At 69.5% G+C, this 26,673-nt stretch carries 20 protein-coding genes, 1 tRNA gene and 2 pseudogenes; 15 read left to right on the forward strand and 8 right to left on the reverse strand.

What is annotated here, in order from left to right:
- Position 1: 1 nt before the first annotated feature.
- Complete coding sequence (locus BZY54_RS25665) at positions 2-1,639, reverse strand: outer membrane protein assembly factor BamB family protein (RefSeq protein WP_086727692.1); 1,638 nt, start codon at positions 1,637-1,639, stop codon at positions 2-4.
- Positions 1,640-1,756: 117 nt separating this feature from the next.
- Complete coding sequence (locus BZY54_RS25670; protein WP_086727693.1) at positions 1,757-2,764, reverse strand: glycoside hydrolase family 26 protein; 1,008 nt, start codon at positions 2,762-2,764, stop codon at positions 1,757-1,759.
- Positions 2,765-2,980: 216 nt separating this feature from the next.
- On the opposite strand from BZY54_RS25670, the gene BZY54_RS25675 reads away from it, so the two are divergent.
- The 4 genes from BZY54_RS25675 (at position 2,981) to BZY54_RS25695 (ending at position 8,864) form a co-directional block, all read left to right on the forward strand.
- The gene (locus BZY54_RS25675; protein WP_086727694.1) at positions 2,981-3,337 is read left to right on the forward strand and encodes a hypothetical protein; all 357 of its coding nucleotides are present in this window, start codon (positions 2,981-2,983) and stop codon (positions 3,335-3,337) included.
- Positions 3,338-3,362: 25 nt separating this feature from the next.
- Positions 3,363-5,534, forward strand: a complete 2,172-nt coding sequence (locus tag BZY54_RS25680) for a bifunctional polysaccharide deacetylase/glycosyltransferase family 2 protein (protein ID WP_086727695.1) — start codon at positions 3,363-3,365, stop codon at positions 5,532-5,534.
- Entirely contained in the window at positions 5,531-6,808 is a 1,278-nt protein-coding gene (locus tag BZY54_RS25685) for an acyltransferase family protein (RefSeq protein WP_244217328.1), read from the forward strand. The genes BZY54_RS25680 and BZY54_RS25685 overlap by 4 nt, the downstream gene beginning before the upstream one ends.
- Positions 6,809-7,301: 493 nt before the next feature.
- Positions 7,302-8,864, forward strand: coding sequence for an FG-GAP-like repeat-containing protein (locus BZY54_RS25695; RefSeq protein WP_244217329.1), 1,563 nt, complete (start codon positions 7,302-7,304; stop codon positions 8,862-8,864).
- 511 nt (positions 8,865-9,375) lie between these two features.
- Here the strand turns inward: BZY54_RS25695 and BZY54_RS25700 are convergent.
- Positions 9,376-9,945 carry a DinB family protein gene (locus BZY54_RS25700; protein ID WP_208640761.1) on the reverse strand — a complete coding sequence of 190 codons (570 nt, stop codon included), beginning with the start codon at positions 9,943-9,945 and terminating at the stop codon, positions 9,376-9,378.
- A 311-nt stretch (positions 9,946-10,256) separates the two neighbouring features.
- On the opposite strand from BZY54_RS25700, the gene BZY54_RS50365 reads away from it, so the two are divergent.
- The 4 genes from BZY54_RS50365 to BZY54_RS50370 all read left to right on the forward strand — a co-directional run bounded on the left by BZY54_RS50365 (position 10,257) and on the right by BZY54_RS50370 (position 13,352).
- On the forward strand, positions 10,257-10,499 hold the full coding sequence (locus tag BZY54_RS50365) for a hypothetical protein (RefSeq protein ID WP_143668120.1): 243 nt from the start codon (positions 10,257-10,259) through the stop codon (positions 10,497-10,499).
- Between the two features lie 256 nt (positions 10,500-10,755).
- Positions 10,756-11,106: a hypothetical protein gene (locus BZY54_RS25705; RefSeq protein ID WP_086727697.1), complete on the forward strand. Its 351-nt coding sequence runs from the start codon at positions 10,756-10,758 to the stop codon at positions 11,104-11,106.
- A 79-nt stretch (positions 11,107-11,185) separates the two neighbouring features.
- The gene (locus BZY54_RS25710) at positions 11,186-12,583 is read left to right on the forward strand and encodes a VanZ family protein (RefSeq protein ID WP_086727698.1); all 1,398 of its coding nucleotides are present in this window, start codon (positions 11,186-11,188) and stop codon (positions 12,581-12,583) included.
- Between the two features lie 535 nt (positions 12,584-13,118).
- Positions 13,119-13,352, forward strand: coding sequence for a hypothetical protein (locus BZY54_RS50370; protein WP_143668121.1), 234 nt, complete (start codon positions 13,119-13,121; stop codon positions 13,350-13,352).
- A 357-nt stretch (positions 13,353-13,709) separates the two neighbouring features.
- Here BZY54_RS50370 and BZY54_RS25715 read toward each other — a convergent pair whose 3' ends face one another.
- Positions 13,710-14,177 carry an NUDIX hydrolase gene (locus tag BZY54_RS25715; RefSeq protein ID WP_167414059.1) on the reverse strand — a complete coding sequence of 156 codons (468 nt, stop codon included), beginning with the start codon at positions 14,175-14,177 and terminating at the stop codon, positions 13,710-13,712.
- Between the two features lie 14 nt (positions 14,178-14,191).
- On the opposite strand from BZY54_RS25715, the pseudogene BZY54_RS25720 reads away from it, so the two are divergent.
- The 3 genes and pseudogenes from BZY54_RS25720 to BZY54_RS25725 all read left to right on the forward strand — a co-directional run.
- Positions 14,192-14,809 (forward strand): annotated as a pseudogene (locus BZY54_RS25720) (GntR family transcriptional regulator); the annotation flags it as partial.
- A gap of 28 nt (positions 14,810-14,837) precedes the next feature.
- Positions 14,838-15,011: pseudogene (locus tag BZY54_RS55560) on the forward strand (DUF2637 domain-containing protein); the annotation flags it as partial.
- 27 nt (positions 15,012-15,038) lie between these two features.
- Positions 15,039-16,190, forward strand: coding sequence for a tyrosine-type recombinase/integrase (locus BZY54_RS25725; RefSeq protein ID WP_086727700.1), 1,152 nt, complete (start codon positions 15,039-15,041; stop codon positions 16,188-16,190).
- A 71-nt stretch (positions 16,191-16,261) separates the two neighbouring features.
- Here the strand turns inward: BZY54_RS25725 and BZY54_RS25730 are convergent.
- The 3 genes from BZY54_RS25730 to BZY54_RS25740 form a co-directional block, all read right to left on the reverse strand.
- A tRNA-Arg gene (locus BZY54_RS25730) sits at positions 16,262-16,334 on the reverse strand.
- A gap of 178 nt (positions 16,335-16,512) precedes the next feature.
- Positions 16,513-18,123 (reverse strand): IclR family transcriptional regulator domain-containing protein, encoded by a 1,611-nt coding sequence (locus BZY54_RS25735; protein WP_086727701.1) that lies wholly within the window; start codon positions 18,121-18,123, stop codon positions 16,513-16,515.
- 256 nt (positions 18,124-18,379) lie between these two features.
- Positions 18,380-19,663: a M6 family metalloprotease domain-containing protein gene (locus BZY54_RS25740; RefSeq protein WP_086727702.1), complete on the reverse strand. Its 1,284-nt coding sequence runs from the start codon at positions 19,661-19,663 to the stop codon at positions 18,380-18,382.
- Between the two features lie 556 nt (positions 19,664-20,219).
- On the opposite strand from BZY54_RS25740, the gene BZY54_RS25745 reads away from it, so the two are divergent.
- Both BZY54_RS25745 and BZY54_RS25750 read left to right on the forward strand, forming a co-directional pair.
- On the forward strand, positions 20,220-20,873 hold the full coding sequence (locus BZY54_RS25745) for a TetR/AcrR family transcriptional regulator (protein WP_086727703.1): 654 nt from the start codon (positions 20,220-20,222) through the stop codon (positions 20,871-20,873).
- Between the two features lie 348 nt (positions 20,874-21,221).
- Complete coding sequence (locus BZY54_RS25750; protein ID WP_086727704.1) at positions 21,222-22,790, forward strand: MFS transporter; 1,569 nt, start codon at positions 21,222-21,224, stop codon at positions 22,788-22,790.
- Between the two features lie 102 nt (positions 22,791-22,892).
- Here the strand turns inward: BZY54_RS25750 and BZY54_RS25755 are convergent, their stop codons facing one another.
- Positions 22,893-23,435, reverse strand: a complete 543-nt coding sequence (locus BZY54_RS25755; RefSeq protein WP_244217330.1) for a MarR family winged helix-turn-helix transcriptional regulator — start codon at positions 23,433-23,435, stop codon at positions 22,893-22,895.
- Positions 23,436-23,569: 134 nt separating this feature from the next.
- Between BZY54_RS25755 and BZY54_RS25760 the strand changes: the two genes are divergently transcribed.
- Positions 23,570-24,361 carry a dioxygenase family protein gene (locus BZY54_RS25760; protein WP_086727705.1) on the forward strand — a complete coding sequence of 264 codons (792 nt, stop codon included), beginning with the start codon at positions 23,570-23,572 and terminating at the stop codon, positions 24,359-24,361.
- Between the two features lie 784 nt (positions 24,362-25,145).
- Positions 25,146-26,144 (forward strand): sigma-70 family RNA polymerase sigma factor, encoded by a 999-nt coding sequence (locus BZY54_RS25765; protein ID WP_086727706.1) that lies wholly within the window; start codon positions 25,146-25,148, stop codon positions 26,142-26,144.
- The last annotated feature ends 529 nt before the right edge of the window (positions 26,145-26,673 follow it).

The raw sequence follows: 26,673 nt of genomic DNA on the forward strand, positions 1-26,673 counted from the left end.
CCTACCGGTAGAGCCGCACGCCGCCGTTCGACCCGAGGGCGTTGAGCTCCAGCACGCCGCCGTCCGGGGTGACGTACACCGTGCCGGAGGTGAAGCTCCACTTGCCGGTCCCCGTCGGCAGGCCCGCGACCGGGGTGGTGTGACCGGTGCGCGGGTCGATGGTGATGAGCTGCGGGGTGCCGGACGTGGTGACGGCGTACACCTTGCCGTCCGCGCCGGACGCGGGGACGGCGAGCGCGGCGGAGCGGTGGGTCCAGAGCTTGGCGCCGGTGGTGGTGTCGAAGCCGTCGATCATCGTGCTGCCGGAGGCCGCGGCCGGGGTGACCAGGACGTTGCCGTAGAGCCGGGCGGAGTGGTCGGCGTCTGTGTTGTTGCCGGGCGTGAGCTCGTCGTCGCCCACGGCCAGTTTGCGGCCGGTCCCGGTGGTGTCGAAAACTCGCACGGCGTCCTGACGCGCCGTGTGGACGGCGGCGACCAGCGGTGAGCCGGACAGGATGTGCGTCACATCCGAGTGGGCGCTCTCGGGCTTCCGCCAGATCACCTTCCCGGTCCTGCCGTCGTACGCGGTGAGGGTGAACCTGCTCTTCTGGTCGAGGCAGAAGTCGTCCACCATCACGACGCCGTCGGCGCCCCAGTCGTAGGCGTTGCAGTAGTGACCGCGGGACTTGTAGCCCCATACGCGGCTGCCGGTGCGGATGTCCACACCGCCGAGGTAGTTCTCGCTGACGATGGTGGCGACATCGCCCTGCACGTAGGTCGCGGCAGTCGCCGCCGCAGGGTGCTTCTTGCTGGTCAGCGGTATGGACCAGAGGATCTTTCCGGTGGACGCCTTGACGCCGGCCAGCCAGTTGCAGGTGCTGCCGTCCTTGCCGAAGGCGACCGTGCCGATGCCCTGGGCACTGAGCGTCGGCGACATCCCGCAGGGGACGGTGCCGCGCTTGGCGGCGGTGGCGGAGGACGCGGCGCGCCATATCTGCTTGCCGTCGGTGAGGTCGTAGGCCCGCAGGCCGCCTCGGCTGCTGGCTCGGACGAGCAGCTTGCCGGTGAGCCAGCTGCCGACCAGCGCGTCGTCGGCGGCGGGCGCCGGTATCTGCCACGCCTGCGTCAGGTTCTTCGAGGCGACGGCGGCGGCGTCCTCCTGCTTGAGCATGACGGCAGCGGCCCCGCCGGCGGCGACGAGGACGGCAAGGGCGAGCGCGATCCTGCCCACCCGCCTGGTCTTCCCGGCCCGCTTGCCGTTCGCGCCCGCAGGGGGTTGCGGTTGCGCGGTGGCAGACTCGGGGTGGCGGAGGGCCGTCCGGTCGAGGACGGCGGTCGCCCCTGACGGATGTCCGGAATCCTGGTCCGCCGATTCGCTGCCGGGCTGAACGTGCGGGGGCATCCAGCGACCCGGCTCGTGCATGGCCTCGTGGGCGCCGGGGCGGGGCTCGGGGAACCGCAGCGGCATGGTGGAGTCCCACCGCGTGCCGGAGGATCTTCCGTGCGGCTCGGCCGACCACCGGCCGTCCCACGGTACGGCCGGCTCCGTCTGCTGCTGTTCCCCGTACGGCTGCGGGCCGGCAGCCGACTTGCGGGGCCGGAAGGCCCAGCCGTACTCCTCCTGCGGAGCCCCCTGGCCCGGCGACGATTCCGTCGTCATCTCCGTGATCTCCCACCTGGTCGGGCAGCCGCACCCGCATACGCCGGTCGCACTGATGCGCGATGATAAAGGTCGTTTCTTGCGGGCTTGTGCCTGGCTTCCCCTGCTCGCCCCGCATCAGCCGTTCTTGAACGAATGGCCGAAGCCCGTCCGGCCCGACTCCACCTGGAACGCGGCGAGCGCACCCACCGAGGTGCTGATCCGCCAGTCCATCAACTGCTTGCTGCCCGGCCAGTCCTTGCGCTGGTCGTACCAGACGAGCCCGATGACGCCGGCTTTCGCTGCGCCTTCGAACAGGTCACGGATGTGCGCCTCCTTCTGGTCGCTCTGCGCCACTCCGGTCTCCGCGATCAGCACCGGCTTGCTGGAGAAGCCCGCGATCTGACGCAGGGTGGGGGTGAACAGGCTGGAGAAGGCGGTGCCGTCGATCGGCCCGTAGTAGCCGATGAGGCCGACCCAGTCGACGTAGGCGCCGCCCGGGTAGTAGGGGCGCAGCTCGGCGGTCGTGCCCGAGTCGACCACGTGCGGAGTCCACACCCAGATCACGTTGGTGACGCCCTGAGCGGTGAAGACGTCGTGCACATGCTTCCACGACGCGACGAAGTCGGCGGGCTCGGTGTGCTTGGGGCCCCAGGAGTTCCACGGACCGTTCATCTCGCCGGCGAAGGAGAGGGCCAATGGGCCGTCGTAGGCGGCGATCTGGTCCGCCAGCCGGCGGATGTAGGCGTCTTCCTTGCCCTTGGCGATGTCGGCGAGCGAGGTGTCGGAGGGCACCAGCGCCATCATGGGCAACTGCCCGTGCTGCCACAGGAAGGCGTTGCCCTCCGCGTCGAAGTCGTCGCCCCAGGAGCTGTAGTACTCGCGGATGTCAGGGGCCCGCCCGGCCTCTTTGGTGAAGGTGGTGACGATGCCGTACTGCCAGGGTGTCTTGTCGTCGACAACGCCCAGCGCGCGGCCGGACGGCTTGAGCATGGACGAGACCCGGAAGTGCGCGGCCGGGGCGGTGGCCGTACCCGCCTTGGCGCCGTCCCCGCTTCCCGCGCCGCAGGCATCCACCAGGAACGTGACGGCGACCATCAGGATCGCGGCGGCCGTCAGGCGGCTGCGGCTGCGGGCTATGGCCATGCGTGAAGGTCCGTTCGGCAGGAGGCAAGCTACGTCGCCGGAACTCTACGAGACCCGCGTGACATTGACCGAATCTTCATCCTAATCTTGTTACATGGCCGGGAGCGGGTCGGATAATCTCCTTTTCCTCGCACATTGATCACTTTTCCGCTCTACTCACTACTTTCGGCAGCGCCGAGCCGGCAGTTGTCCGATGAAGGAAGCTCGAGGCTGTCGATGACCAGTGCCTCCGCGGAGGTCGAGCCGGCGCCCGTCTTTGTGGACCAGACCGGTCTGCGCGGCCGCCGTCTGCGCGGTTTCGGCTGGTTGCTGGGCATCGTCTGCACCGGGTTCGTGCTGGCGATGACCTCCGGCCTGCTCGGGACCCAGTCGCAGGCGCCCGCGCTCACCGTCCCCGGCACCGCGGACACCACGCCGCCCAGCCAGTACCTGAACGCGCCGCTGCCCGCGGCTCCCGGCGTCGCCAAGAGCACCACCGCCCCAGCGGCCACACCCGACGCCACCGCGTCAGTCATCGTGACTCCGGCGTCCGGTACGGGGGCGTCGAGCTCCGTGACCGCCGCCGCGCAGTAGCCAGACGCGACCGACCAGGAAGTCCATGTCCCGCTCCCGCCATCGCTCCCGGCAGTCCATCGCGCGGCCGCGCCGACTCGCCGCACCGCCCCTGCGTTTCTTTCTGCCGGTGACCGTACTGGCGACCCTGCTGGCGCTGATGGTCCTTCGGGGCATGGCGAACAACGAGGTCTTCCACGACGAGCGCATCGCCGTCTCCGTGGACAAGGGCACCGTCCCGACCAGCGTGTTGGAGGGCGGCCCGGTCGTCGACGCACGCGGCGACAAGAACAGCAAGCCGGTCAGCTACACGATCCCGGACAAGACCGTCGTCCTCTCCTTCGACGACGGGCCGTCCACCCAGTGGACGCCGAAGATCCTCAAGGTGCTGAAGGACGAGGACATCCGCGCCGACTTCTTCGTCACCGGCTCGATGGTCACCCGCAACCCGGCGCTGATCCGTCAGATCGTGGCCGGCGGCCATGAGATCGGTCTGCACACCTTCACCCACCCCGACCTCGCGCTGCACTCCGGCACCCGGCTCACCTGGGAGCTGGGCGAGACCCAGCTCGCGCTGGCCGGTGTCGCCGGCATCCACTCCAGCCTGTTCCGCCCGCCCTACTCCTCCACCGTGGACGCGCTGGACGACTGGTCGTGGCCGGTGACCAAGCAGGCGGGGTCGGAGGGGTACCTGACCGCCTTCATCAACAAGGACACCGACGACTGGAAGCGTCCCGGCGTCGACTCCATCGTCAAGGCCGCCATGCCCGACCTCCCCGGCCAGGGCGAGATGATCCTGCTGCACGACGCGGGCGGCAACCGGGCGCAGACGCTGGCCGCGCTGCCGGTCATCATCGAGAAGCTCAAGACCCAGGGCTACACCTTCAAGACCATCGGCGAGGCGCTCGGCACCGGCTCCGCCAACACCAAGGTCACCAGCTACAACCTGTGGGTCGGCAAGGCGTTCCTGTGGTGCACCACCTTCTCGGTGTGGCTGATGCCGTGGCTGGTCGGCCTGCTCGCGGTCGTCGGTGTGCTGGTAATGGCGCGGTTCGCGCTGATGCTGGTGCTCTCCGCCATCCATGTGCGGCGCACCCGCAAACCGGGCTTCTCCTGGGGCGACCCCGTCACCGAACCGGTCACCGTGGTGGTACCCGCGTACAACGAGCAGGAGTGCATCACCAACACCCTGCTCTCACTGGCCAGAAGCGACCATCCCATCGAAGTGATCGTGGTCGACGACGGGTCGACCGACGACACGGCCGCCATCGTGGAGGAGCTCGACCTGCCGATGGTCCGGTTGATCCGGCAGCCGAACAGCGGCAAGCCGGCCGCCCTCAACACCGGTGTGGCCGCCGCCTCGTACGACTTGATTGTCATGATGGACGGCGACACGGTCTTCGAACCCGCCACCGTCCGGGAGCTGGTGCAGCCCTTCGGCAACCCGCGCGTCGGCGCGGTGGCCGGCAACGCGAAGGTGGGCAACCGCGACACGCTGATCGGCGCGTGGCAGCACCTCGAGTACGTGATGGGCTTCAACCTCGACCGCCGGATGTACGACGTGCTCAACTGCATGCCGACCATCCCCGGCGCCGTGGGCGGCTTCCGTCGTTCGGCGCTGGAGCAGGCGGGCGGCATGAGCGACGACACGCTCGCCGAGGACACCGACGTGACCATGGCCCTGCACCGGGCCGGCTGGAAGGTCGTCTACGCCGAGAACGCCCGGGCCTGGACCGAGGCGCCCGTCAGCATGAAGCAGCTGTGGTCGCAGCGGTACCGCTGGAGCTACGGCACCATGCAGGCGATGTGGAAGCACCGGCACTCGGTGCTGGAGCGCGGCGCGGCCGGCCACTTCGGCCGGGTGGGCCTGCCGTTCGTCGCCCTGTTCATGGTGATCACCCCGCTGCTCGCGCCCGCCATCGACATCGGCATGGTCTACGGCGTGGTCTTCGTCGACGCGTACAAGACCCTGGCCGCCTGGTTCGCGGTGATGGCCCTGCAGGCCGTCTGCGCCTGGTGGTCCTTCCACCTGGACAGGGAGAAGGCGTGGCACCTGATCACGCTGCCGGCCCAGCAGGTGGTCTACCGGGTGCTCATGTACATGGTGCTGCTGCAGTCCGCCATCACCGCTCTGACCGGGGGCCGGTTGCGCTGGCAGAAGCTGCGGCGCACCGGTGAGGTGGGGCTCGACGTCACGACGGGGGCGATGTCTTCATGAGTACCGTGGAACCAGGTGCCTACGGCATCCAGGACTCCTCCGAAACCATGGCCCTGCGGGTGATGGACCCGGCGGCGTTCCCCGCGCAGCGCACCGCGGAGCCCGAGGAGCCCGAACAGGCGGCCCCGGCGCCCGCGCGCAAGCCCGGCCGCGACCGCTACCTCGACCTGCTGCGGGCGCTCGCCCTGGTCCGCGTGGTGGTCTACCACAACTTCAGCTGGACCTGGCTGCCGATCGTCTTCCCCTCCATGGGTGTCATGTTCGCGCTGGCCGGGTCGCTGATGGTGCGGTCCCTCAAGCGGCCGGCGCTGAGCGTGATCCGCGGTCGGCTGCGCCGACTGCTGCCGCCGATGTGGCTGTTCGGCGCGGTCGTGGTGCCGCTGATGTTCCTGGAGGGCTGGCGGCCCGACCACCACCACCCCAACTGGTGGTGGGCCGATCTGGCCTACTGGGTCCTGCCGTTCAGCGAGCCGCCGTTCGGGGCCACGCTGCACACCTTCGGCGGACACCTGCCGGCTTCGTGGGCCGAACAGATCTGTGTCCCCCTCTGGTACCTGCGAGCCTACCTCTGGTACGTCCTGCTGTCGCCGCTCATGCTCAAGGCGATGCGGAAGCTGCCCTGGGTCACCCTGCTGGTGCCGCTGGCGCTCGCGTTCTTCATCAACTCCGGCCTGGTCGACCAGTCCGGCCGACTGATGGAGGCCGCCACCGACTTCACCACCTTCGGCGCCTGCTGGCTGCTGGGCATGGCTCACGCGGAGGGCCTGCTCCGCAAGATCCCGCAGTACGTCGTGCCGTCCCTCGCGCCGCTGGTGCTCATGTTCGGCTTCTGGTGGCTGATGCAGTCACCGGTGGACGACCCCCGGATCGGGCACGATCTGGAAGCGGTACCGGTCGCCCAGGCGATCTGGTCGTTCGGCGCGGTGCTGCTGCTGCTCCACCTGAGCCCCTCCTGGGAGCAGTGGCCCAAGCCCCTGCAGCGGTTCAACGGCGTGATCAGCCTGCTCAACTCCCGCGCGGTCACCGTCTATCTGTGGCACTCCTTCGCGCTGGTGCTGACCGAGCCGCTGATCGACCCGCTGTGGAGCAACACCCTCTTCTACGACCACGCGCAGTGGCTGCTGGCGAGCCAGTGGACCCCGCTGGTGGTCGCCGTCCCACTGATCTGCCTGGCGATCCTGCTCTTCGGCTGGATCGAGGACGTGGCCGCCAAGCGCCGCCCGCGGCTCTTCCCCTACCCTCGCCGCCCCAAGGGCCGCCGCCGCGGCCGCTAGGTCCTGTCGTCGAACTCCCGTCGCCCGCCCGGAGGGCGGGCCCTGCGGCGTCAGGTGCGTGCTCTCGGTGTGCCGGGCACTGGCCCCCGTACTGGATGTACTCGGGCCTGGGCCTGGTGCGGCGGGTGGGGGCACCTCCCGCGCCGTCAAGGCAGTGGGGGAGGAGCGTGCATGGCGTCGCTGGGCAGGCGGGAGTTCGACGACAGGGCCCAGAAGCTGTCGGCCCCAGCCGTCCTGCGTGGGCTGCCAACAGTGACGTCGACCTGTGACCTCGTGACCGAGTGTGTGATCGCCGGCGGACGGTCACACGGATCTGTCCCGACGACCGCTGCGCTGGGGGCCGGAAGCCATGGCCGGATGGCACACGGGTGTGACGTTTGGCCGGGTCTGCACGCTTAATAAGTGCCGCCTGTTACGGGTGGTGTACTCAGCGAACAGTCTTTGGGGTGGGGCATTGAACGGCCGGACAGAGCATGGGGGCAGGGCGGCCAGAGTGAAACGGAGGGTGCGGCTGGCCAACGGGATCCTGTTGGCGGCCGCCACGGGCGTCGTCGCATACGTCACCGCCTCCTCGCCGGCGCCGCAGCAGCATGGACGCAAGCCCGCCGCGGAAGCCGCGATCACGCTGCCGCGTGTGGTCGGCCAGCGTGACATCGTGACCACGGCGTGCCCCGTTGATCGTCTCTACGACAAGTCCGCGCAGGCCGCCGCGCCCGCGAAGGCTCCGGGCGTCTCGCACGCGGTGGCCACCTCGGACTTCGACCGGGACGGCATCGGCGATTTGGCCGCCGGCACACCGAAGGCATCGGACGGCGCCGGCAGTGTGACCGTCATCCCGGGCGCTCCCGGCGGGCCGGCGGCCGCCCGGCATATCACGCTCACCCAGGACAGCCCCGGAGTCCCCGGCACCTCCGAGCCCGGCAACGGCTTCGGCGCCGCCATCGCATGGGGTGACGTCAACGGCGACGGCTACGCCGACCTCGCCGTCGGCGCACCCGGCGAGGACGATGCCGAGGGTCACAGGGACCGCGGCGCGGTCACGGTGCTGTACGGGCCCCGCCTGACGTCCGGTTGCTCCTACACCACCAGTGGCATCAACGCCGACGGCGCGGGGCTGGGCTCGGCGCTCGCCGTCGGCGACTTCGACGGTGACGGCAAAGCGGATGTCTTCTCGGCCGGCACCGGCCGGGGCGGCAACTGGGACGTCCGGCTGACCGGCGGACCCCCCGCGTCCGGCGGGCTCACCACCGCCTCGGCCCCGGTCGCACACCTGGACGCCACGACGGGGGACTTCGACCGGGACGGCCACGCCGACGTCGCCCTCAACTACCAGGACACCGGCGGAATCGGGCGCGTGATGCTGTTCTCGGGCTCCGATGCCGGCCTGACCGAGGCCGGGACCCTCACGGTCCGGGGCGGTCGGTCCGTGGCGGCGGGCGACATCGACGGCGACGGCTACGACGACCTCGTGATCGGCCAGCCCTACCCTGCCGAGTCCGGCGGGAGTGCGGGCGGTCAGATCACCGTGGTGTACGGCTCGGCCGACGGCCTGGCCACCACTCGCACGAAGGTCATCCATCAGGACGGAGTCGGAGTGGCCGGCGCCGACCGGAACGGCGACGCCTTCGGCGCCTCGGTCTCCGTCGCGGACCACGACGCCGACGGTTACGCGGACGTCCTCGTGGGCGCCCCCGGCGAGGACTTCTTCCGCGACGGTGTGGAACGCACCGACGCCGGTCAGGCCACCCTGCTGAGGGGCACCGCCTCCGGCCTGACCACCACCGGCTCCTTCACCCTCTGCGAGGACACACCCGGCATCCTGGACTCCACCGAGAGCGGTGACAGGTTCGGCTCCGCCGTCCGTCTCGTCGACCTGTCCGGCCACGGCCGCGCCGGTTTCGTGTTCGGCGCGGAAGGCGAGGACGCGGGCGACGGAATCCTGCTGTACACGCCCGTCCACAGCACCGGCTTCGGCCTCGCGCAGACCATGGCGCTGCGCCGCACCGACCTCGGCGCCCCCACCGGAGCCCACCTCGGGCAGACGCTGGCACCGTGACGTCTGAAGGGGCGAGTCTGTCGGAGCCGACCTGATCCCTTGGCCCGCGAGCGAGAGGCCAACGCCACCAGGATGACCAGGAGCACCATGCGCCGCGGTCAACATGCGTTCGCACGGCTCAATCGCCCCGCCCTCCTGGGCCACCGAGCAACTTGCGGAGCTGCTTCGGCGAGAATGATCACGGCCGAATGCCGTCAGAACGGCCCGGACCATGACCGGTCCGGGCCGTTCTGCCTGGTGCCCCCGGCAGGATTCGAACCTGCGACACCCGCTTTAGGAGTTCGATCCGGCGGCTCTTCGCGGCTACATAGTGGCTTCGTACCGACGGTTGGGGGTACGCCCTCAGCTGCACTTATACGCGAACGTTCGTGCCCGTTGATGTCAGGCGTAGATGTCAGCTGCTTCCCCGACGCCCTTGTTGACCCGCGGATCACGGGGCAAGGCGTTTGCGGGGTCACAGGGCTTGTTGCCCCCGACCGTGTGGGTGCGATAGGCCCTGCCGCGCCGCTGGCTAACCCATGGTCTTGGCGCCGTCCAGGGACTCGCGGATGATGTCGGCGTGGCCGGCGTGCTGGGCGGTCTCGGCGATGATGTGCATCAGTACCCGGCGGGCCGACCATCGCGCGCCCGGCTCGGACCACGGGGCCTTCGGAAGTGGTTGTGTGGCGTCCAGGTCGGGCAGGGTGGCGACCAGTTCGTCGGTGCGACGGGCGACCTCGGCGTAGTCGTCGAGCACGCCGGTCAACGTATCGTCGGGCAGCATCCGGAACTCGTCGGCCCGTCGGGCCCAGTCGGCCTCGGTCATGGTGGTGAAGTCGGGCATCGCCGACGGGCCGTCCAGGATGAACTGCACCCAGGTTCGCTCGACCGCAGTGACATGTTTGATCAGGCCGCCCAGGCACAACTGGCTGGCGGTGGTCCGGCGCCCGGCCTGCTCGTCGGTGAGGTCGCGGGTGGTGAATCGCAGGAAGTGCCGATGCTTGGCCAGCGCCTCCAGCAGGTCGGCGCGCTCGCCCGTGGCGGTCGGCTCATGGGCCGGGTCGGGGGTGGCCAGTTCGTTGACAGTCACGGTCTCGCTCATGGTCGCTGCCTCCAGTGGTTCGTGTTCCGCCGGACAAGGAGGACGTTAATGGCCGTGGAGGTCAGATTCTGACCTAAATGGCTGGTCGACCCATGAACGGAGCGCGGCCGCGCTGCCGCAGGGCGCCTGGGGTACTGCTAACAATGGGCACGCAACCGGCCCCGCGCAGCCCTCGGCACCACCGACCTGACCTGACTCCGGCCGCGCGGTACCGAGCCGGGCATCCACTCCACCCCGACGCCCTTGCGGCCCTCCTCAACGACGTCGCCATCCCCACCACGGCCAGCCGCACCGCCACTATCTGGCAGCACGTGCTGGAGATGCCCGCCCCGGTCGTCATGGAAGCTCTGGGCTATCACCGGGCCGCCCGGCCAAGCTGGCCTCCGCGACCGGAGGCACCTGGAGCCGATGCTCCTCTGGACCACCACCAGGCGGTGCGCGAGGCAGCCGACAAAGAACATGGCTCGCTGGACAGCCTGAAACGGGCGAATCGCCAGGCCAACCAGTGGCCACTCACGCCTGACGAGGCAAGGCTAAATAAAGACAAGTTCTGAGGCGAATATCGGACATGCGACCTGCCGAGTCGAGATTAAAGAGACTTGCGACCAATCGTGCACTAAACGTCCCCCCTTGCAGCTTTCCCGTGTGACCCGCGCCACAATTTCAGAAAGTCATTTCAGTTTCTTTACTGGAGCCTTTAGATTCCTCCATATCCGAGAAGATGATCTTCACGGATTTACTGGAAAGAAGGTTTAGGAAATAACTGCAGTTCGACGTATTGCCGCCACTTCGGCAGCCGTGCTCATCGGTATGGGTGTCATTGCCCCGGCCGCCATGGCCGGCGGTAACTACGATTACGGCACGTCCCGCACCTCGCTCAGCAACGGCACCCTCTGGACCTCGCTGACCAGCGGGACCGGCGCCTCCTGGAACGTGATCGACTCGTACGACAAGAAGCCCAACACCAGCACCATCACCGCGCTTTTCGGGTGGACTCACGTCGGCACCGCGCACACCGGGTCGTGGTTCACCCAGTCGGCTGGCACCACCAAGAGCACCAAGTGGTCCAATTACACCCTCAGTGGCTGTAACTCCGTCATCGGCTGGATGGAGGTCCAGGGTCAGCAGACCTTCAACAACGCGCCGGTCACCCAGTGCTGAAACGCTGAAGGCGGGGCTCGCTCATGGGCGGGCCCCGCACCCGCATCAATCCTCCCGCGCGAGCCCAGGAAACGACCGCATGATTCAGGCAATATTCAAGGGTAATCAAGGAATGTTGGTGACCGCTGTCGCCTTCTCTTTGATTACGGCTCTGGTGTCCTATTTCCTGGGGCGCCGTTTCGAAAAGCCGGGAGTACTGTGCGCCCTGACGGGCGCCGCGCTCGCCGGTATAATAACTGCCACGCTCTACCCTATTTCTCCCGATGCACCCGCCTCGGCAACCTGCTTTATTGAACGCGGCTTCGTCACAGGGACGTTCACTGCGCAGGGGTTGCTGAACGTTCTCCTCTTCGTCCCTCTGGCGGCCCTGGCCACCTGGCTGACCCGCCGCCCGGTTCCGGTCACCCTGGCCTGCGTTGCCCTCTCGGCCACCATCGAGGTCACGCAGGCGCTCACGCCGGGCATGGGGCGCGCCTGTGACAGCATTGACCTGTGGACGAACAGCATCGGCGCCTGCGCTGGTGCACTCGTCGCAAGTGCTGGGCTGTACTGGGACACCGCCCGTGGCGGACGTGACGCCGGCGTCCTCATCAGCAGGCACCAGGTCCGCCGCTCCTTCATTGGGTTCGCTGCCGGGATCGCCGCGATCGGTCTCACCAGCGCCTTCACCGTTACCTTCGTGATGGCGGAGGTGGCATGGGCGAACACCGCCTCCGCTGAACAGCAGGAAGCCGCCCGGAAAGCCATCGCCGACTTCCTCGGCGAGCAGGCCCATGTCGCATCGGTGCAGTTCTTCCCCGGGCCGGCTGGAGGTCCTGGGCGGATCTCGGCCAACACCGACCGCGGTGTCCTCGACATTGAGTGGCCCTCCCGCGAGGTGTCCTCCGGCCTGCTGCAGCCCACCAGTCCGGCACTCGGGCCCGATACCGCACCTGTCAGCGACGGTGCCGCCCTCAAGGCCGGCAACGCCTTCGTACGCGACCACTTTCCCTGGGCGCTCGCCGGCCGTACGAACGTCAGCGCCGCCGGGCCTCAGCAAACCTCGAAATTGGTCTCCTGGCGCTCCCGCAAGGATGGCGTGCTGATGCCCATGCGGATGGACGTCCTGGTCGGTCCCGACCGCAAGATCATCTCGTTCACGGCACGTCACATTCCCGACCCCGAACTGCCCTCGGTTCACGTCGACCGGCGGCAGGCTCAGGCCATCGCGACGCGCAAGTTCCCCGGTGACGTCGTCCACTCCGGTGAACTGCTGGCTCGCACCGACAACGCTGGCCGCTGGCACCCATACTGGATGCTAAGCGTCGGCCCCCCTGGAGCCGAGGCCGCCCCCTCCCAGGACGGCGTTGCCCAGGATGGCCCCCTCGACGAAGGTTCCTCACAGTCCACGACTGCCCCCTCCATCCAGGTACTCGTGCTGGACGCCGTCACCGGAGCCGTCGCGACGACAAATCCCGACTCGGCCGAGTCGGACTGAGAGCAAGAGACCGATTGTGAGTCGATCACGCCGACCGCCGGCCTCACCGAGGTCCCGCCACAGCATCAGCAGGAGGGCGTCACGGGCTGTCCGCTGTGAGCCCTCGGGGGTGAGAACAGCGGGCCAGTAAGCCATTTCAGCGCTGCCGGTCCGCTGTGCGTCGGCGCTCGGTCGCCGGTGTTCCCCGTGGTTCCCCGCACTATCTGGCACGGGTCTGGCACGACGTCTTCTTCCCGAACTATGAGCGGGACGGTCTCTGAGGTCCGCTTGGTTGGTCAGCTGGCTGTCTGAGGCTGGTCAGAGGCGACTGCGGTCGCGGCGGTTGCTGTACCTCGCTGCTGTACAGCCGCTCCTGAGCACAGGCACGAAGACGCCGCACCCCGTTTGGAAGATCGGGTATGCGGGTGGGGGCTGAGCTGGCGAGAGCTGGCCTGTTCAGCTGTGATGGCCGATGGGTACGCTTCCCTCGCAGCTCCTGGCGATCAGTGCCGAGGCGCCAGATCGAGCGGCGCGGTCTGAGACGAGTAGGGGGGCGATGGTCTACCTGGTGCTGACTGCGTTAGCGCTTGCGTCCATTGTGGCGGCCGCAATGATGGTGCTGGTACGCCGTGAACGGCGCCGGATGGTTTCGAGTCCGGAAGGGCAGCAAATCGAAGCGGCGGCGACGAGAGCCTTTCGTGACGCGCGTCGGCAGGCTCATGCCTATGAGCATTTCAGTGATGCCAGCGGCGGCATCAGTGCGCTGCGGGATCGTGACTCCCGGTCGTAGGACACCTTCAAGCTCTGAGGCGGTCACATGGCCACGCGGTCGGCGGAACGACTTTGGCCGGGAGCTGCTTTGGCGCGAGTGATCATGGCCCCGTAAGCTTCCGGCGCGTCGGGCAGTCTGTGGACCTGCCCGCCAAAGCACGACGTTGGGGCCATGATCTTCGAGGCTCGCGCCAAAGTGGCTGGCTAAAGTCGTGGAGCCGGCCGCCCCAGCCGCAGCGGGGTTTCCCTCCTCTGCCCGCGTGCACGCAGCGCGCCGCCTGGCGCGGCCAGCCGGGGCGAAGACAGGAGGCGGGCCGCGCCGTAAGGGCGGCGCGCGCCCGCGCCGTGCGCGGGCCTTGATGAAGTAGAGAAAGTCTTATCCCGCTGGGATGAGTCGCCGTCCGTCGTGGCTCCTGACGTGGGGGCAGTTGCCGTCCAAGGCGTCCAAGAGGCGGATCGCGAAGACCTCGGACATGCGGTCTGATACCTCGTCGGGCGTCAGCCAGTCCACCGCGGTCGACTCACTCGACGTGCGCTCGGCTCCGCCGGAGGGCTTGCAGCGGAAGACCAGGGCCACGATGCCTCGGGTCGTGTTCTTGTAGACCCCGGTGAGTTCGTCCACCTCGACGTGGATGCCGGTCTCCTCCAGGACCTCGCGGGCGACGCCGGCCTCGGGGGTCTCGTTGAGTTCGAGTACGCCGCCGGGGAGTTCCCAAGTGCCGTTGTCAGCTCGACGGATCGCCAGGAGTCGGCCGTCCTCGCGCACCACCACCCCGGCTACGGACACGGAGTGCAGTGGCGTTGACTGGCCTTCCTGGGCGCTGTTAGTCATATACAGGAGCATAGGAGGAAGGGACTATGGGAACCGCGATAGGAGGTGAGCGGTCCGTACCTCGGTACGTGCAGATCGCCGAGGAGATCGTGCAGCAGATCCGGGCGGGCGTGCTCAAGCCTGGTGACATGGTGCCGAGCGAGTCGGAGCTGGTCGACCGCTACGGCGTCTCGGGCGGCACGATCCGCAAGGCCATGGTCGAGGTGCGCGCGAGCGGGCTCGTCGAGACCCGGCACGGCAAGGGCTCGATCGTGAAAGATCGCCCGCCGGTACGGCACCGGTCCTCCGACCGCTTCCGGCGCTCGCACCGCCAGGGCGGCAAGGCCGCGTAGCTCGCTGAGTCCGCGCAGTCCGGCGCCACGGCCAAGGTGAGCGTCCTCTACATCGGCCCGATGGAGGCACCCGAGGATGCCGCCCAGCGGCTGGGCGTTTCCGCCGGCACCCAGGTCCTCGCCCGGCGCCGCCTCTACTTCCGCAACGGCACCCCCGTCGAGACCGCCACGTCATACCTCCCGTGGGACGTCGTGAAGGACATCCCCGAACTGTTCGCCGAGAACCCTGGCGGCGGTGGCATCTACGCCCGACTCGAGGACCACGGGCACGAGTTCACCGAGTTCGTCGAGACCCTGCAGGCCCGCCCGGCCTGTCCCCACAGATCCGGCGTCCATCGCCGCCCCGGCACCGACCCCGGCGCCTGCGGTTCCGGCGGTGCTGGTCGACCACGCTCGGAAGGTCGCTGACGAGTACCGCACCCGGACCGGGTCCCCGATCGACACCGACACCCTGCGCACCCGCCTCGGCGTTCCCCCGCATCTGGCCGACGCCATCGCCGCCCACCTCGCCTGACCAGGAAGACAGGCCCAAGGCTGCCTGATGGCCAGTCAGCGCAAGCGCAACCCGAACGGCGCGGGCACCATCACCAAACGTAAGGACGGTCGCTACCAGTGCGCGGTCTACGTGCTGCAGCCGGACGGCACCCGCGCCCGCAAGTTCGCCTACGGCAAGACCTGGGCGGAGTGCGACGCCAAGCGTCGGGAACTGCTCGCCAAGGTCGACCAGGGCGTGCCCGTGCCGACTCGGTCGGCCAAGCTCTCCGAGTGGCTGCCGTACTGGGTGGAGAACGTCATCAAGGCTCGCAGGAAGCTGAGCACGTACGACAAGTACGAGGCGCACGTCCAGCTGTACCTGGTGCCCGTGCTTGGCGCCAAGCGGCTCGAATCTCTCAGCGTTCCCGACGTACGCCGGTTCCTCGTGCGCCTGGAGCAGGAGACGACAGCGGCAACGGCCAAAGAGTCGCACCGAGTTCTGCGGTCGGCGCTGTCCTCGGCCTGCCGCGAGGAGATGATCACGCGGAACGTCGCCAAGCTCGTCGGGCCTCCCCGCACCGACAACCGCGAGCTGAAGCCCTGGAGCCTGGACGAGACCCTCGACTTCCTGGCCGCCTCACGCAAGGACCCGCTGTACGCGGCCTTCGTGCTCGCCATCGCCATGGGCCTCCGCCGGGGTGAGATCGCCGGTCTCCGCTGGTCGGACCTCGACCTCGACAACCGCGTCCTCTACGTCCGCCAGCAGACCCAGCGCCGTCGTGGCGTCCTCTACGACGACGACCCCAAGAGCCGTCGCCGCCGTGCCGTCCCTCTGCCCGCGCTCTGCATCGCGCCCCTGCGCTGGCACCGCATGCGACAGGCGGCGGCTCGGGCGAAAGCGGGGGAGACCTGGCAGGCGTCCGCCTACGTCTTCACCACCCGCACCGGCCGCCCGGTCGAGCCGCGCAACCTGTACCGCTCCTTCACCCGCATCGCCCAGTCCGCCGGCCTCCGCGTCATCCGGCTGCACGACGCCCGGCACGGCACCGCGACCCTCCTCACGGCGGCCGGAGTGGCGCCCCGCGTCGTGATGGAGATCCTTGGGCACAGCCAGATCAGCATCACCATGGACGTCTACACCCACGTCGTGCAGGACACCCAGCGCGAGGCCATGAGCCACATGGACCGGCTGCTGTGGAGGCGTCCCGGTCGTCAGTGACCACCCGCGTTGATGTCAGAAGTGGATGTCAAAGGCCCCGGACCAAGATCGGTCCGGGGCCTTTTCCCTTGTGCCCCCGGCAGGATTCGAACCTGCGACACCCGCTTTAGGAGAGCGGTGCTCTATCCCCTGAGCTACGAAGGCGAGGATCTCCGCGAGATCCGGCGACTAGCCTAGCGGATAAGGGGTCCAGCGTGGGAAGGTCCCCGTTTTCACAGGTCAGAGGGTTTGTCCCCAGGGTGTCGTCCGGGCGTTGGACGACGGGGACGTAGTGGTCCGCGCCGGTAGGGGTGTGCGGTTGGTGGCTCAGCGCTGGGGCTGGTCACGTCAGGGGGACCCGGGTGAATCGTGAGGCCATGTGGAGGTCCGCTTCTATGCGGGAGGCCGTCTTGCGCAGAGGGGGGAGGAGGAGCTCGACGCACTCCTCGGGGGTGTGACGGGCCGCGTGTGTGGCGATGTCGGCCGCGGCGACCGTTCGGCCGGCGCGGTCGCGGATCGGGACGGCGATCGCGCGCAGGCCCTCTTCCAGTTCTGCGTCGACCAGCGAGTACAAGTGGGGCGGCAGGTCTGCCAGAAGGGCTCGGCCCAGGGCCGTGGCTCGGGCCGGGAGGCGGGTGCCCACCGTGATGTCCACGCTCATGATGCGCGCCGTGGCTGCCCGGGCCGTGTACTGGATCTCCTCGGCGGAGGGGGTCAGAACCGCCAGTGACGCGGACTCGTGGACCTCCGCCGCCAGGTCCTGAAGGTGGGGCTGGGCGATGCGGGGGAGCGAGGTGCGGGACAGGGGCGGGAAGCCCAGGGAGAGCACCCGTGGGGTGAGCGTGAAGGTGTGGGTGTCCGGTGCGTGCCTCACCAGGCCCAGGTGCTCGTACGTGATCAGTGCTCTGCGTGCCGTCGCCCTCGCCAGACCCGTCGCCTTCGCCACCTCCGCCAGGGTCAGGGCAGGCCTGTCCTCGCCGAAGGCCGTGAGGACCGTCAGGCCGCGGGCCAGGGATTCGACGAACTCCCTGCCCAGCTCCTGCTTCGACGCCGCCGTCCAGGTCGCCAGGTCGGAGGGGGCCGGTGCGGTCGGCGGGGCCGGGGGCTCGCGCAGGTCCTCTTCCATCGCCGTCACCGTCTCGCGCAGGCGCGGGAGCAGCGTCGTACGCAGGTCGTCGGCGGAGTGGCGGCTGGTGTGGCTCACCACGCTCGCCACGCAGGCGATCCTCCGCGTGGCCGGGTCCCGTACCGGGACCGACACCGCCACCAGTCCCGGTTCGATCAGCTGGTCGTCCAGCGACCAGCCGTCCCGCGCCGCCTGTGCGGTGCGCTCGGTGAAGTCGTCCGCCATGTGCTGTCGCGGCGGTATCGCCGGGAAGCCTCTGTCCTCCGGGTCCGTCGCGCGGCGCTCCTGCCGGCGCCGCCAGTCCTCCTCCGTCCACTCCGTCGCGAACAGCGGGCCGGGAGCGGTGCGTTCGGCCGGAAGCAGGTCGCCGATGCGGAAGCTGAGGGACATCGCGCGGCGCCGGGTCGCCTGGTGGATGAAACGGATGCCGTCCCGGTCGCCGACCGCCAGCGACACCGACTCGTCCAGTTCGTCGGCCAGGGCGTCGGCGCGCGCGTCGAGCAGGGCGGGCAGGCGGAGGGCGGCCAGGTAGGCGTTGCCCAACTCCATCAGGCGCGGAGTGAGGACGACGTCCCGGCCGTCGCGGCCCTCCAGGCGTACGTATCCCATGCGGGCGAGCGTCGCCGTGATGCGGTCCACCGTGGACCGGGCGAGGCCTGTGGCGCGCTCCAGGCCGCTCGGGCTCAGCGTTCCGCCGGCCTCCGTCAGCCGTTGCAGCACCGCGACGCCCCGCACCAGAGGCGTGACCACCTCGGCGGGCGCGGTCGCGGGGGTGGTGGCGGCGGTGGCCTCGTGGGGCTCGGTCGTGGGGTGCGCGGGCGCGGGCATCGGTTCGTTCGGTTCTCCGGTACGGCGGTGCGAGGAGCCCTACGGTAGCCCCGTCGCGGCCTGGCCTGCCCTGTCCCGCCCTGTCATGTGGCCCTCTGCCACGGCCCTGCCCCGCCCTCTCCTGTCCTACGGTCCCGCCCTGTCCTGTCCTGTGGTCCTGTGCGGCCCGGTCCTGACCTGCCCTGTCCTGCGGTCCCGCCCTGCCCCGTCCTACGGTCTGTCCCGTCCTACGGTCCTGCCTGTCCTGCGCGGGCCGTCACTGCCGTGTGATCCGTACCCGGTAGTTCCCCTTCAGGTCCGCCGCCACGTCGATGCGGATCTTGGCCTTGGGGTCCTTGAAGGTCTGGCCCGGAGCGAAGGGGGCGTCGGAGAGTTCTGCGTGGACGTTGGGGCTGCGGGTGCAGCCGCCGGAGTGGGGGTGGGCGTCGTAGACGGTGATGGGGCCGCGACCGGTGTCGACGTCCGCGTTGACCTTGTAGATCAGGATGCCCGGCCGGCACACGTCCTCGTCGTTGCCCTCGCGCGTGCGCAGCTCGACGGCGTAACCCATGCCGCCGTCGAGGGGGACGAACACCAGCTTGGGGCCGCCCGCGCGCTCGAGCGGGGTCAGGGTGTACTCGGCCGTCCCCCGCTTCGCCGCGCAGCTCACCTGGTTCGGCTCCAGCCAGCCCAGCTTCCACTTGTGCCAGCCGAGCAGGTCGTTGTTGGCGCCCCAGTCCTCGCTCATGATGTCCCAGTGGCCGACCGCGCCGCCGCCGTCCTGTGTGTAGAGGTCGGGCAGGCCGAAGACGTGGCCGTTCTCGTGGGGGAGGACCCGGTAGCCGGTGTGGTCGTAGGAGCCTGAGCCGTCGTCCTGGCGGGAGTAGATGAAAGAGGCGTTCGCTATGGGGACGCCGTCGGCGGTCGGGGCGTCCGGGTTGCCGGCGAAGGTCACGGACAGGACGGTGTCCAGGGCGGACGGGCCGGCGTTCGGGGTCATCAGCACGTTGAGCAGGTCGTAGTCCCGGAAGTCCACTGCCGGGTCGGCCGCAGCCACGATGTCCTTGACGAGTTGGCGGTAGCCGGGGTCGAAGGGCGCCCCGCGTTCTATGTGGTACGCCTTGAAGGGCTTCGGCATCCGCAGCCACCGGGGTATCGGGGTCTCGGCGCGGTAGTCGAGGTGGCCGTAGGAGGCGGTGCGGAACCACTCCTGGGTCTGCGGGAAGAACTCGTGGAAGCGGTCGAGCGCGTTGCCCTCGCCGCGCGCGTCCGAGAAGTCGATCATCACGGTCAGGGCGTGCACGGTGCCGGTGGAGCGGGCGTAGCCGCTGGCGGTCGGTACGCCCTCCGTCATCTGTACGGTCGTGGGGCCGCTGATCATGCAGGGGGCGAGGGCGGGATAGCGGGCCAGCGCGGCGGCCCCCGCCCCGGTCGCCCCGGCACCCATCGTCAGGTGCCCGGTGCCCGCCGAGGTGCTGACCGCCAGGGTCAGTACGGTGACGGATCCGAGGGCGACCGCACGGCGCTTGCGTATCCGGCGGCGGGGCGATGGCGGCTGCATGCACGGACCTTTCGCTCCAGGCAGCCACCGGTTCGCCCAAGGCAGTCACCGGTCTCCGGCTGCACCCTTTCGATCACCCTGTGTCGCGGGCGCGACGGGCGCGCGGTGGAGCGGTCCAGTCGTGGGACGGGTGGTCCCTGCCGTGGGAACGGGTGGGGCCGGTCGGGTGCGGCGGGGATGCGATGCGTGTGGGCGGTGGTACCCGACGGCATGTGCGCCGTGGTCCCGGCGGCATGCAGTGGCACTGGTCCCGTCCGGCGCGCAGAGTGCCGGTCCCGTGCTGGCGCGTGGAGCCCTGGTCCCCCGCGACGCGTATGGCGCTGGTCCCGTACGGCGCGTATGGCGCCGGTCCGTAAGGACGGAGGCGACGTGTGACGCAGGTCACGAACAATCTCTGCGGGGGCGGGAAATAACCGGGGACCCCTTCCCCGTTTAGACCCGTGTCCGCGCGAAACGGGGAACGCCTCCCCGGATCGCCGGACGGGCCACCGGATCACCGACTGACCGACTCGGTGGCTCAGCCCTCAGACCGCCGAACCGACCCGAGGAGTACGCCGTGCAGGCCGCGACGACCGCGAACCCCGTACCGCGCAAGGTGACCAGGCCTCGCGCCGACGCCCTGCGCAACCGGGAGCGCATCGTCACCGCCGCCCGGGAGATGTTCGTCGAGCACGGGCCCGAGGTGCCGCTCGACGAGATCGCGCGCCGGGCCGGCGTCGGCAACGCCACGCTGTACCGCAACTTCCCGGACCGCGACGCTCTCGTCCGCGAGGTCGTCTGCTGTGTCATGGAGCGTACGGCGCTCGCCGCCGAGCAGGCGCTGGCGGAGACCGGCGACGCCTTCGAGGCCCTGTCGCGCTTCGTGCACGCCGCCGCCGACGAGCGGATCAGCGCGCTGTGCCCCATGGTCTCGAGCACCTTCGACCATCACCATCCCGACCTGGTGGCCGCGCGCGAACGGGTCGAGAACCTGGTCGAGGAGGTCATGGACCGGGCCAGGACGGCCGGGCAACTGCGCCCGGACGTGAGCGTCGGTGACCTGATGGTCGCCGCGGCCCAGCTCAGCCGGCCGCCCGCGGGCACCGTCTGTCTCAGCCTCGACCGCTTCGTGCACCGTCATCTGCAGCTGTTCCTGGACGGGCTGCGGGCTCCGGCCCGATCCGTCCTGCCGGGTACGGCCACGACCATGGAGGATCTCCGCCAGGCCTGACCGAGCGGCACGGGGGCGGTCGACGCCGATCCGCCCGTCCGCGCCGATCCGCCCACCTACGCCGATCCGCCGTCCACGCCGGTCCGCCGATCAACGTCGAGCGGCCGACCGGTCGATGAGTTCAGGGTCCGTACGGCCGATGAGTTCGGAGCCGTAGCCCGGTCATCACTCACAACCGACTTTCCGCCACCGACCGACTTTCCGCCGCCCAGCGACTTTCTGTCACCGAGCTCCCACACCCAGCTTCCGCAACGAACTCCCGATACCGAGCTTTCGGCCGTCCAAGAGGGCGGGCCGTCACCTTTCGTCACCCTTTTTCCGTCACGAAGTCCCGAAGTGGGTACCCCCATGTCTCAAACAGCCTCAAAGGCTTCCGGCGTCCTGGAGAAGTCCGGCGACGCCAACCGCTGGAAGGCGCTCGTCTTCATCGCGCTCGCCCAGTTGATGGTCGTCCTCGACGCGACCATCGTGAACATCGCCCTGCCCTCCGCCCAGCGTGATCTGGGCATCTCCGACGGCAACCGGCAGTGGGTCGTCACCGCCTACGCCCTTGCCTTCGGTGGACTGCTGCTCTTCGGCGGCCGTATCGCGGACCTGTGGGGCCGCAAGCGCGCCTTCGTGATCGGCCTGACCGGCTTCGCCGCGGCATCCGCGCTCGGTGGCGCGGCCACGACCGGCGCGATGATGTTCGGCGCCCGCGCGCTGCAGGGTGCGTTCGGCGCGATGCTGGCGCCCGCCGCGCTCTCCCTGCTCGCGGTGATGTTCACCGATGCCAAGGAGCGCGCCAAGGCGTTCGGCATCTACGGCGCGATCGCCGGTGGCGGCGGCGCCGTCGGCCTGATCCTCGGTGGGTTCCTCACCGAGTACCTGGACTGGCGCTGGACGTTCTTCGTGAACATCCCGTTCGCCATCGTCGCCGCGGCCGGCGCCTACTTCGTCATCCGTGAGCCGGCGGGCGGCCGCAACCGCTCCCCGCTCGACATCCCGGGCGTCATCCTGTCCACCCTCGGCCTGGTCGCGCTGGTGTACGGCTTCACCCGTGCCGAGTCCGACGGCTGGGGCGACACCCTGACCGTCGCCATGTTCGTCGCGTCCGTCGTGCTGCTCGCCGCCTTCGTGCTGGTCGAGTCGCGGGTGAAGGCCCCGCTGCTGCCCCTGCGCGTGATCACCGAGCGCAACCGCGGCGGCATCTACCTCTCGCTGGGCCTGGCGATCATCGGCATGTTCGGCCTGTTCCTCTTCCTGACCTACTACCTGCAGATCGTGAAGGGCTACTCGCCGGTGAAGACCGGCTTCGCCTTCCTTCCGATGATCGCGGGCATGATCACCGGCTCCACCCAGATCGGCACCCGGCTGATGACCCGGGTCCCGGCCCGCCTGCTGATGGGCCCCGGCTTCCTGGTCGCCGCCGTCGGCATGCTGCTGCTGACCCAGCTGCAGGTCGACTCCTCCTACCCCGCCCTGCTGCTGCCCGCGATGCTGCTGCTCGGCCTCGGTATGGGTACGGCGTTCATGCCGGCCATGTCCCTGGCCACCCAGGGCGTCCAGCCGCGTGACGCGGGTGTCGCCTCCGCGATGGTCAACACCTCGCAGCAGGTCGGCGGTGCCATCGGTACGGCGCTGCTGAACACGATCGCCTCCTCCGCCACCGCCGCGTACATCAAGGACCACATCGCGGCCGCCGGTGCCGCCAGGCCCGCCCAGCAGCTGGTCCAGCTGAAGGGCCTGGTGCACGGCTACACCAACGCCATCTGGTTCGCCGTCGCCATCCTGGTCGTGGCCGGTGTCATCGCGCTGACCTTCGTCAACGCGGGCCGGCCGGGCAGCACCAGGGTGACCGGCTCCGGGCCCAAGGCCGGGTCGGCGTCGGGCGAGGACCTCGAGGACGAGGTGGCGGTCCCGGTCATCGCCCACTGACATCCACGGCCCGCCCTGAGACCCTTCGGGGTCTTCGGGAGGCGCTCGTCAGACCTGCCCCGGCCCACGCCGCCGGCCCGGCCACTCAGTGGTCCGCGCCGCTCAGCGGAGCCAGGGCAGGTCGGCACCCGCTTCGTTCGGCTGAAGTCCCTCGGCGACGATCTGCATGATCTCGCCGAGGGACTTCTGCTGTTCGGGGGTCAGCCGGTCGAACAGCGCCTGGCGCACGGCGGCCACATGGCCCGGCGCGGTGCCCCGCAGAACTTCCTGGCCCTCGTCGGTCAGCACCGCGAACTGACCCCGCTTGTCGGAGGGGCAGTCCTCGCGGCGCAGCCAGCCGTTCTTCTCCAGGCGGGCGACGGCATGGGAGAGGCGGGAGCGCGTGATCTTGGCGTCCATGGCCAGTTCGGTCATCCGGAGCCGGCGGCGCGGGGACTCGGCGAGTTTGACGAGCAGGCCGTAGTACATGTGCGGCATGCCCGCGTCGCGCTGCAGCTGCCGGTCGAGGTGGTCCTCGAGGAGGGTCGTGGCGTGCAGGTAGGAACGCCAGACCCGCTGCTGGTCGTCGCTGAGCCAGCGCGGAGCGGCGGGAGCGGGCTCGGAGGCCGACACGGGGGTGGAGCCGGAGGGAGGTGCCGTGTTCATGCATTTACTGTACGGGGCACTCCTTGAAGTTTGAACAATCAAGCCGTACCATTCCGGAAGAGCTTTAGAGTTCAAGTAAGTGCTCGGCGGGAGCCGCGCAACTTCTCCGACAGGATCCGCAGGGAGCCGCCGCCATGTCCGCCACCGCCCAGGAGCGCATGCCCGCCCTCTATCTCAGCCATGGCGCCCCGCCGCTCGCCGACGATGCCCTGTGGCCCGGCCAGCTCGCCGCCTGGTCCGCCGGCCTGCCCCGCCCCAAGGCGATCCTCGTGGTCTCCGCCCACTGGGAGGAGGCCCCGCTCGCCCTCGGGGCCACCGGGACGGTCCCCCTGGTCTACGACTTCTGGGGCTTCCCCGAGCGCTACTACCAGGTGACGTACGCCGCCCCCGGCGCCCCCGAGCTCGCCGAGAGCGTGCGCAAACTGCTGCGCGGCCCCGGCATGCCCGTGCAGGACGTGCCGGACCGCGGCCTCGACCACGGCGCATACGTCCCGCTCGTCGAGATGTTCCCCGCCGCCGACGTCCCCGTCCTGCAGGTGTCCATGCCGACCCTTGATCCGGTGCGGCTCATGGACATCGGTCGCAGGCTGGCGCCGCTGCGCGACGAGGGCGTGCTGATCATCGGCTCCGGCTTCTTCACCCACAACCTGGCCGCGCTGCGCCACGTCGGGGAGGGCGTGCCGAGCTGGTCCTCGGAGTTCGACGACTGGGGGCGGCGCGCCCTGGAGGCCCGCGACTGGGACGCCCTGCTGGACTTCCTCGGCAAGGCGCCAGCCGGCCGCTACGCCCATCCGCGCACCGAGCACTTCGCCCCGCTGTTCGTGACCATGGGCGCGGCGGAGGCCGGGGGCGAGCTGGACTCGCAGAAATCGGTGATCGACGGCTTCTGGATGGGAATGGCGAAGCGGTCGGTGCAGTTCGGCTGAGAGTGGTCCGGGGCGGCCTCGGGCGATCCGGGGCGATGCCGGGCGGCCCGAGGCGCTCCTGTGGGCGGTCCGGGTCCCGGCGGCGCGCCTGCGGGCGACGTCCGGGAACGAGTCCGGTGCGGTATGGCCGGGAACGAGTCCGGTGCGGTATGGCCGGGTACGGGTCCGGTGCGGTGTGGCCGGGAACGAGTCCGGTGCGTGCGGCCGAGAACGGGTTCGGCCACGTCCGGGGACGGGTTCCGGCCGCGCCCCGGAACGGGTCCGGCTGTGGCCCGGTCGGATTCGCGTGGTGGCTGAAACATGCGGGCCCGGGTTGCGTACAAGCATGGTGTGGAGAGTCTGGGAATCTCCTGAGACTCCGGGTTTGCGGCAACCTTCCGCCGGTACGGCCCGTCCATGAGGGTGGAGGGTGGTCGAAGGCGACGCTCTCGCGTGGCGCGGACGGAGGTACCCGCAGCGTGGAGGACTGCGGCGCCGAGGCGAGGACTACGGCATCGGCGTGACCGGCGTCTCATACGCGGGGTGATCGGGGGGTCCGCAGAGGCTCCTGGGGAGTTCCTGGCCCCCGCTCTGACCTGGGCTTCCGTGCCCGCCGGCAAGGTGCTCGGCGCGCTGCGGCCCGACAGGGTACTGCATGATCAGAAAAATTGGAGGGCGGGTTGGGAATTCTGTCCGGTTTCAAGTCGTTGTTCCCATCGGATGCCGGGCACCCGAGGAAAGTTCCGAAGGCAGTGCCGAGCATTCAAAGGACTACCCGCTGACCCACCATCGCAAGGGAGCACGCATGGCAACCCGTGCCGTCGCCCGTCGTAAGTCCGCCACCGGCGAGACGGCCGACGCGGCAAGCAGTGTTCGCGCCCATGGCGGCGAGATCGCCGATCGCGACCTGGTCGGCATGTACCTCGACGAGATCGCGCGTACACCGCTGCTCGACGCCGCCAAGGAGGTCGAGCTGTCCCAGGTCATCGAGGCGGGTGTGTTCGCACGGCAGATCCTCGACGGGTACGAGGAGTCCAAGGCGGAGGCGACCCGTGAGGAGCTCGAGGCCTTGGTGGCCGAGGGAGAGCGGGCCAAGGACATCTTCATCCGTTCCAACCTGCGTCTGGTCGTCGCGGTGGCCCGCCGCTATCCGCGCAGCGGCCTGCCGCTCCTGGACCTGATCCAGGAGGGCAACGCCGGCCTGGTGCGCGCGGTGGAGAAGTTCGACTACCGCAAGGGCTTCAAGTTCTCCACGTACGCCACCTGGTGGATACGCCAGGCGATCACGCGCTCGATCGCGGACCAGTCCCGCACGATCCGGCTCCCCGTCCACCTCGTGGAGGAGCTGGGCCGCATCCGCCGTGTCCAGCGCGAGTTCAACCGGGAGCACGGCCGCGACCCGGAGCACGCGGAGATCGCCGCGGAGCTGAGCACGACGCCGGAGCGTGTCTCCGACGTGCTCGACTGGGCCCGTGACCCGGTCTCGCTGAACATGTCGGTGGACGACGAGGGCGAGACCCAGTTCGGCGACCTCCTGGAGGACACCTCCGCGGTGTCGCCCGAGCAGTCGGTGATGACCCTGCTGCGCAGCGAGGAGCTCGACGACCTGATCGGCCGCCTCGACCAGCGCACGGCTTCCATCATCAAGATGCGGTACGGCATCGAGGACGGCCGCGAGCGCACGCTGACCGAGGTCGGCAAGGAGCACGGTCTGACCCGCGAGCGCATCCGGCAGATCGAGAAGCACGCGCTGCTGGAGCTGAAGAAGCTGGCCCACGACACCGGCTTCGACGCTGCGGCGTGACGACGTCGCGCACAGCGCGACGACGGTGTGACGACGACAGTGGCGATGTGACCGCGTGGTGGTGTTACCGATCGGTGGCGCGACCACGCGGTCGTGTGCAGCACGTGAGGTGACGGACGGCGGGGGATACGAAGGGGTGGGCGTGCGGCGGGCGTTCGTCATCGGGCGAGCGTGACCGCGTACGCCCGGTGGCGAAAGACAGCGCAAACATGGCTGTGTACCGCCGCTTCAACAGGGCGTGCCCCGGGGAAAAACCCTCCAGAGCCCGTGAGTTCGGACGCAAGACCGCTTCACGGCCGTGGGGCGCCTGCGACTGAGCGTCCCGTCCGTTTGAACGTCGTGAACCATTTGAAGGTCGTGAACCGTGTGAACGTCGTGAACCGTTTGAACGTCCGGCAGGCTCGGCACAGCACGTTCTGACACATGAGCCACGTCCCGACGCACTCCCCCCCGGCGCCGGGACCTCCCGCGAGCCGGGCTTCGGCACCTACCCCCCCCGGGCGCCGGGGCCCGGCTCTACTTCTGCCCG

The organism is Streptomyces carpinensis, assembly GCF_002154505.1.
Classification (GTDB): domain Bacteria; phylum Actinomycetota; class Actinomycetes; order Streptomycetales; family Streptomycetaceae; genus Streptomyces; species Streptomyces carpinensis.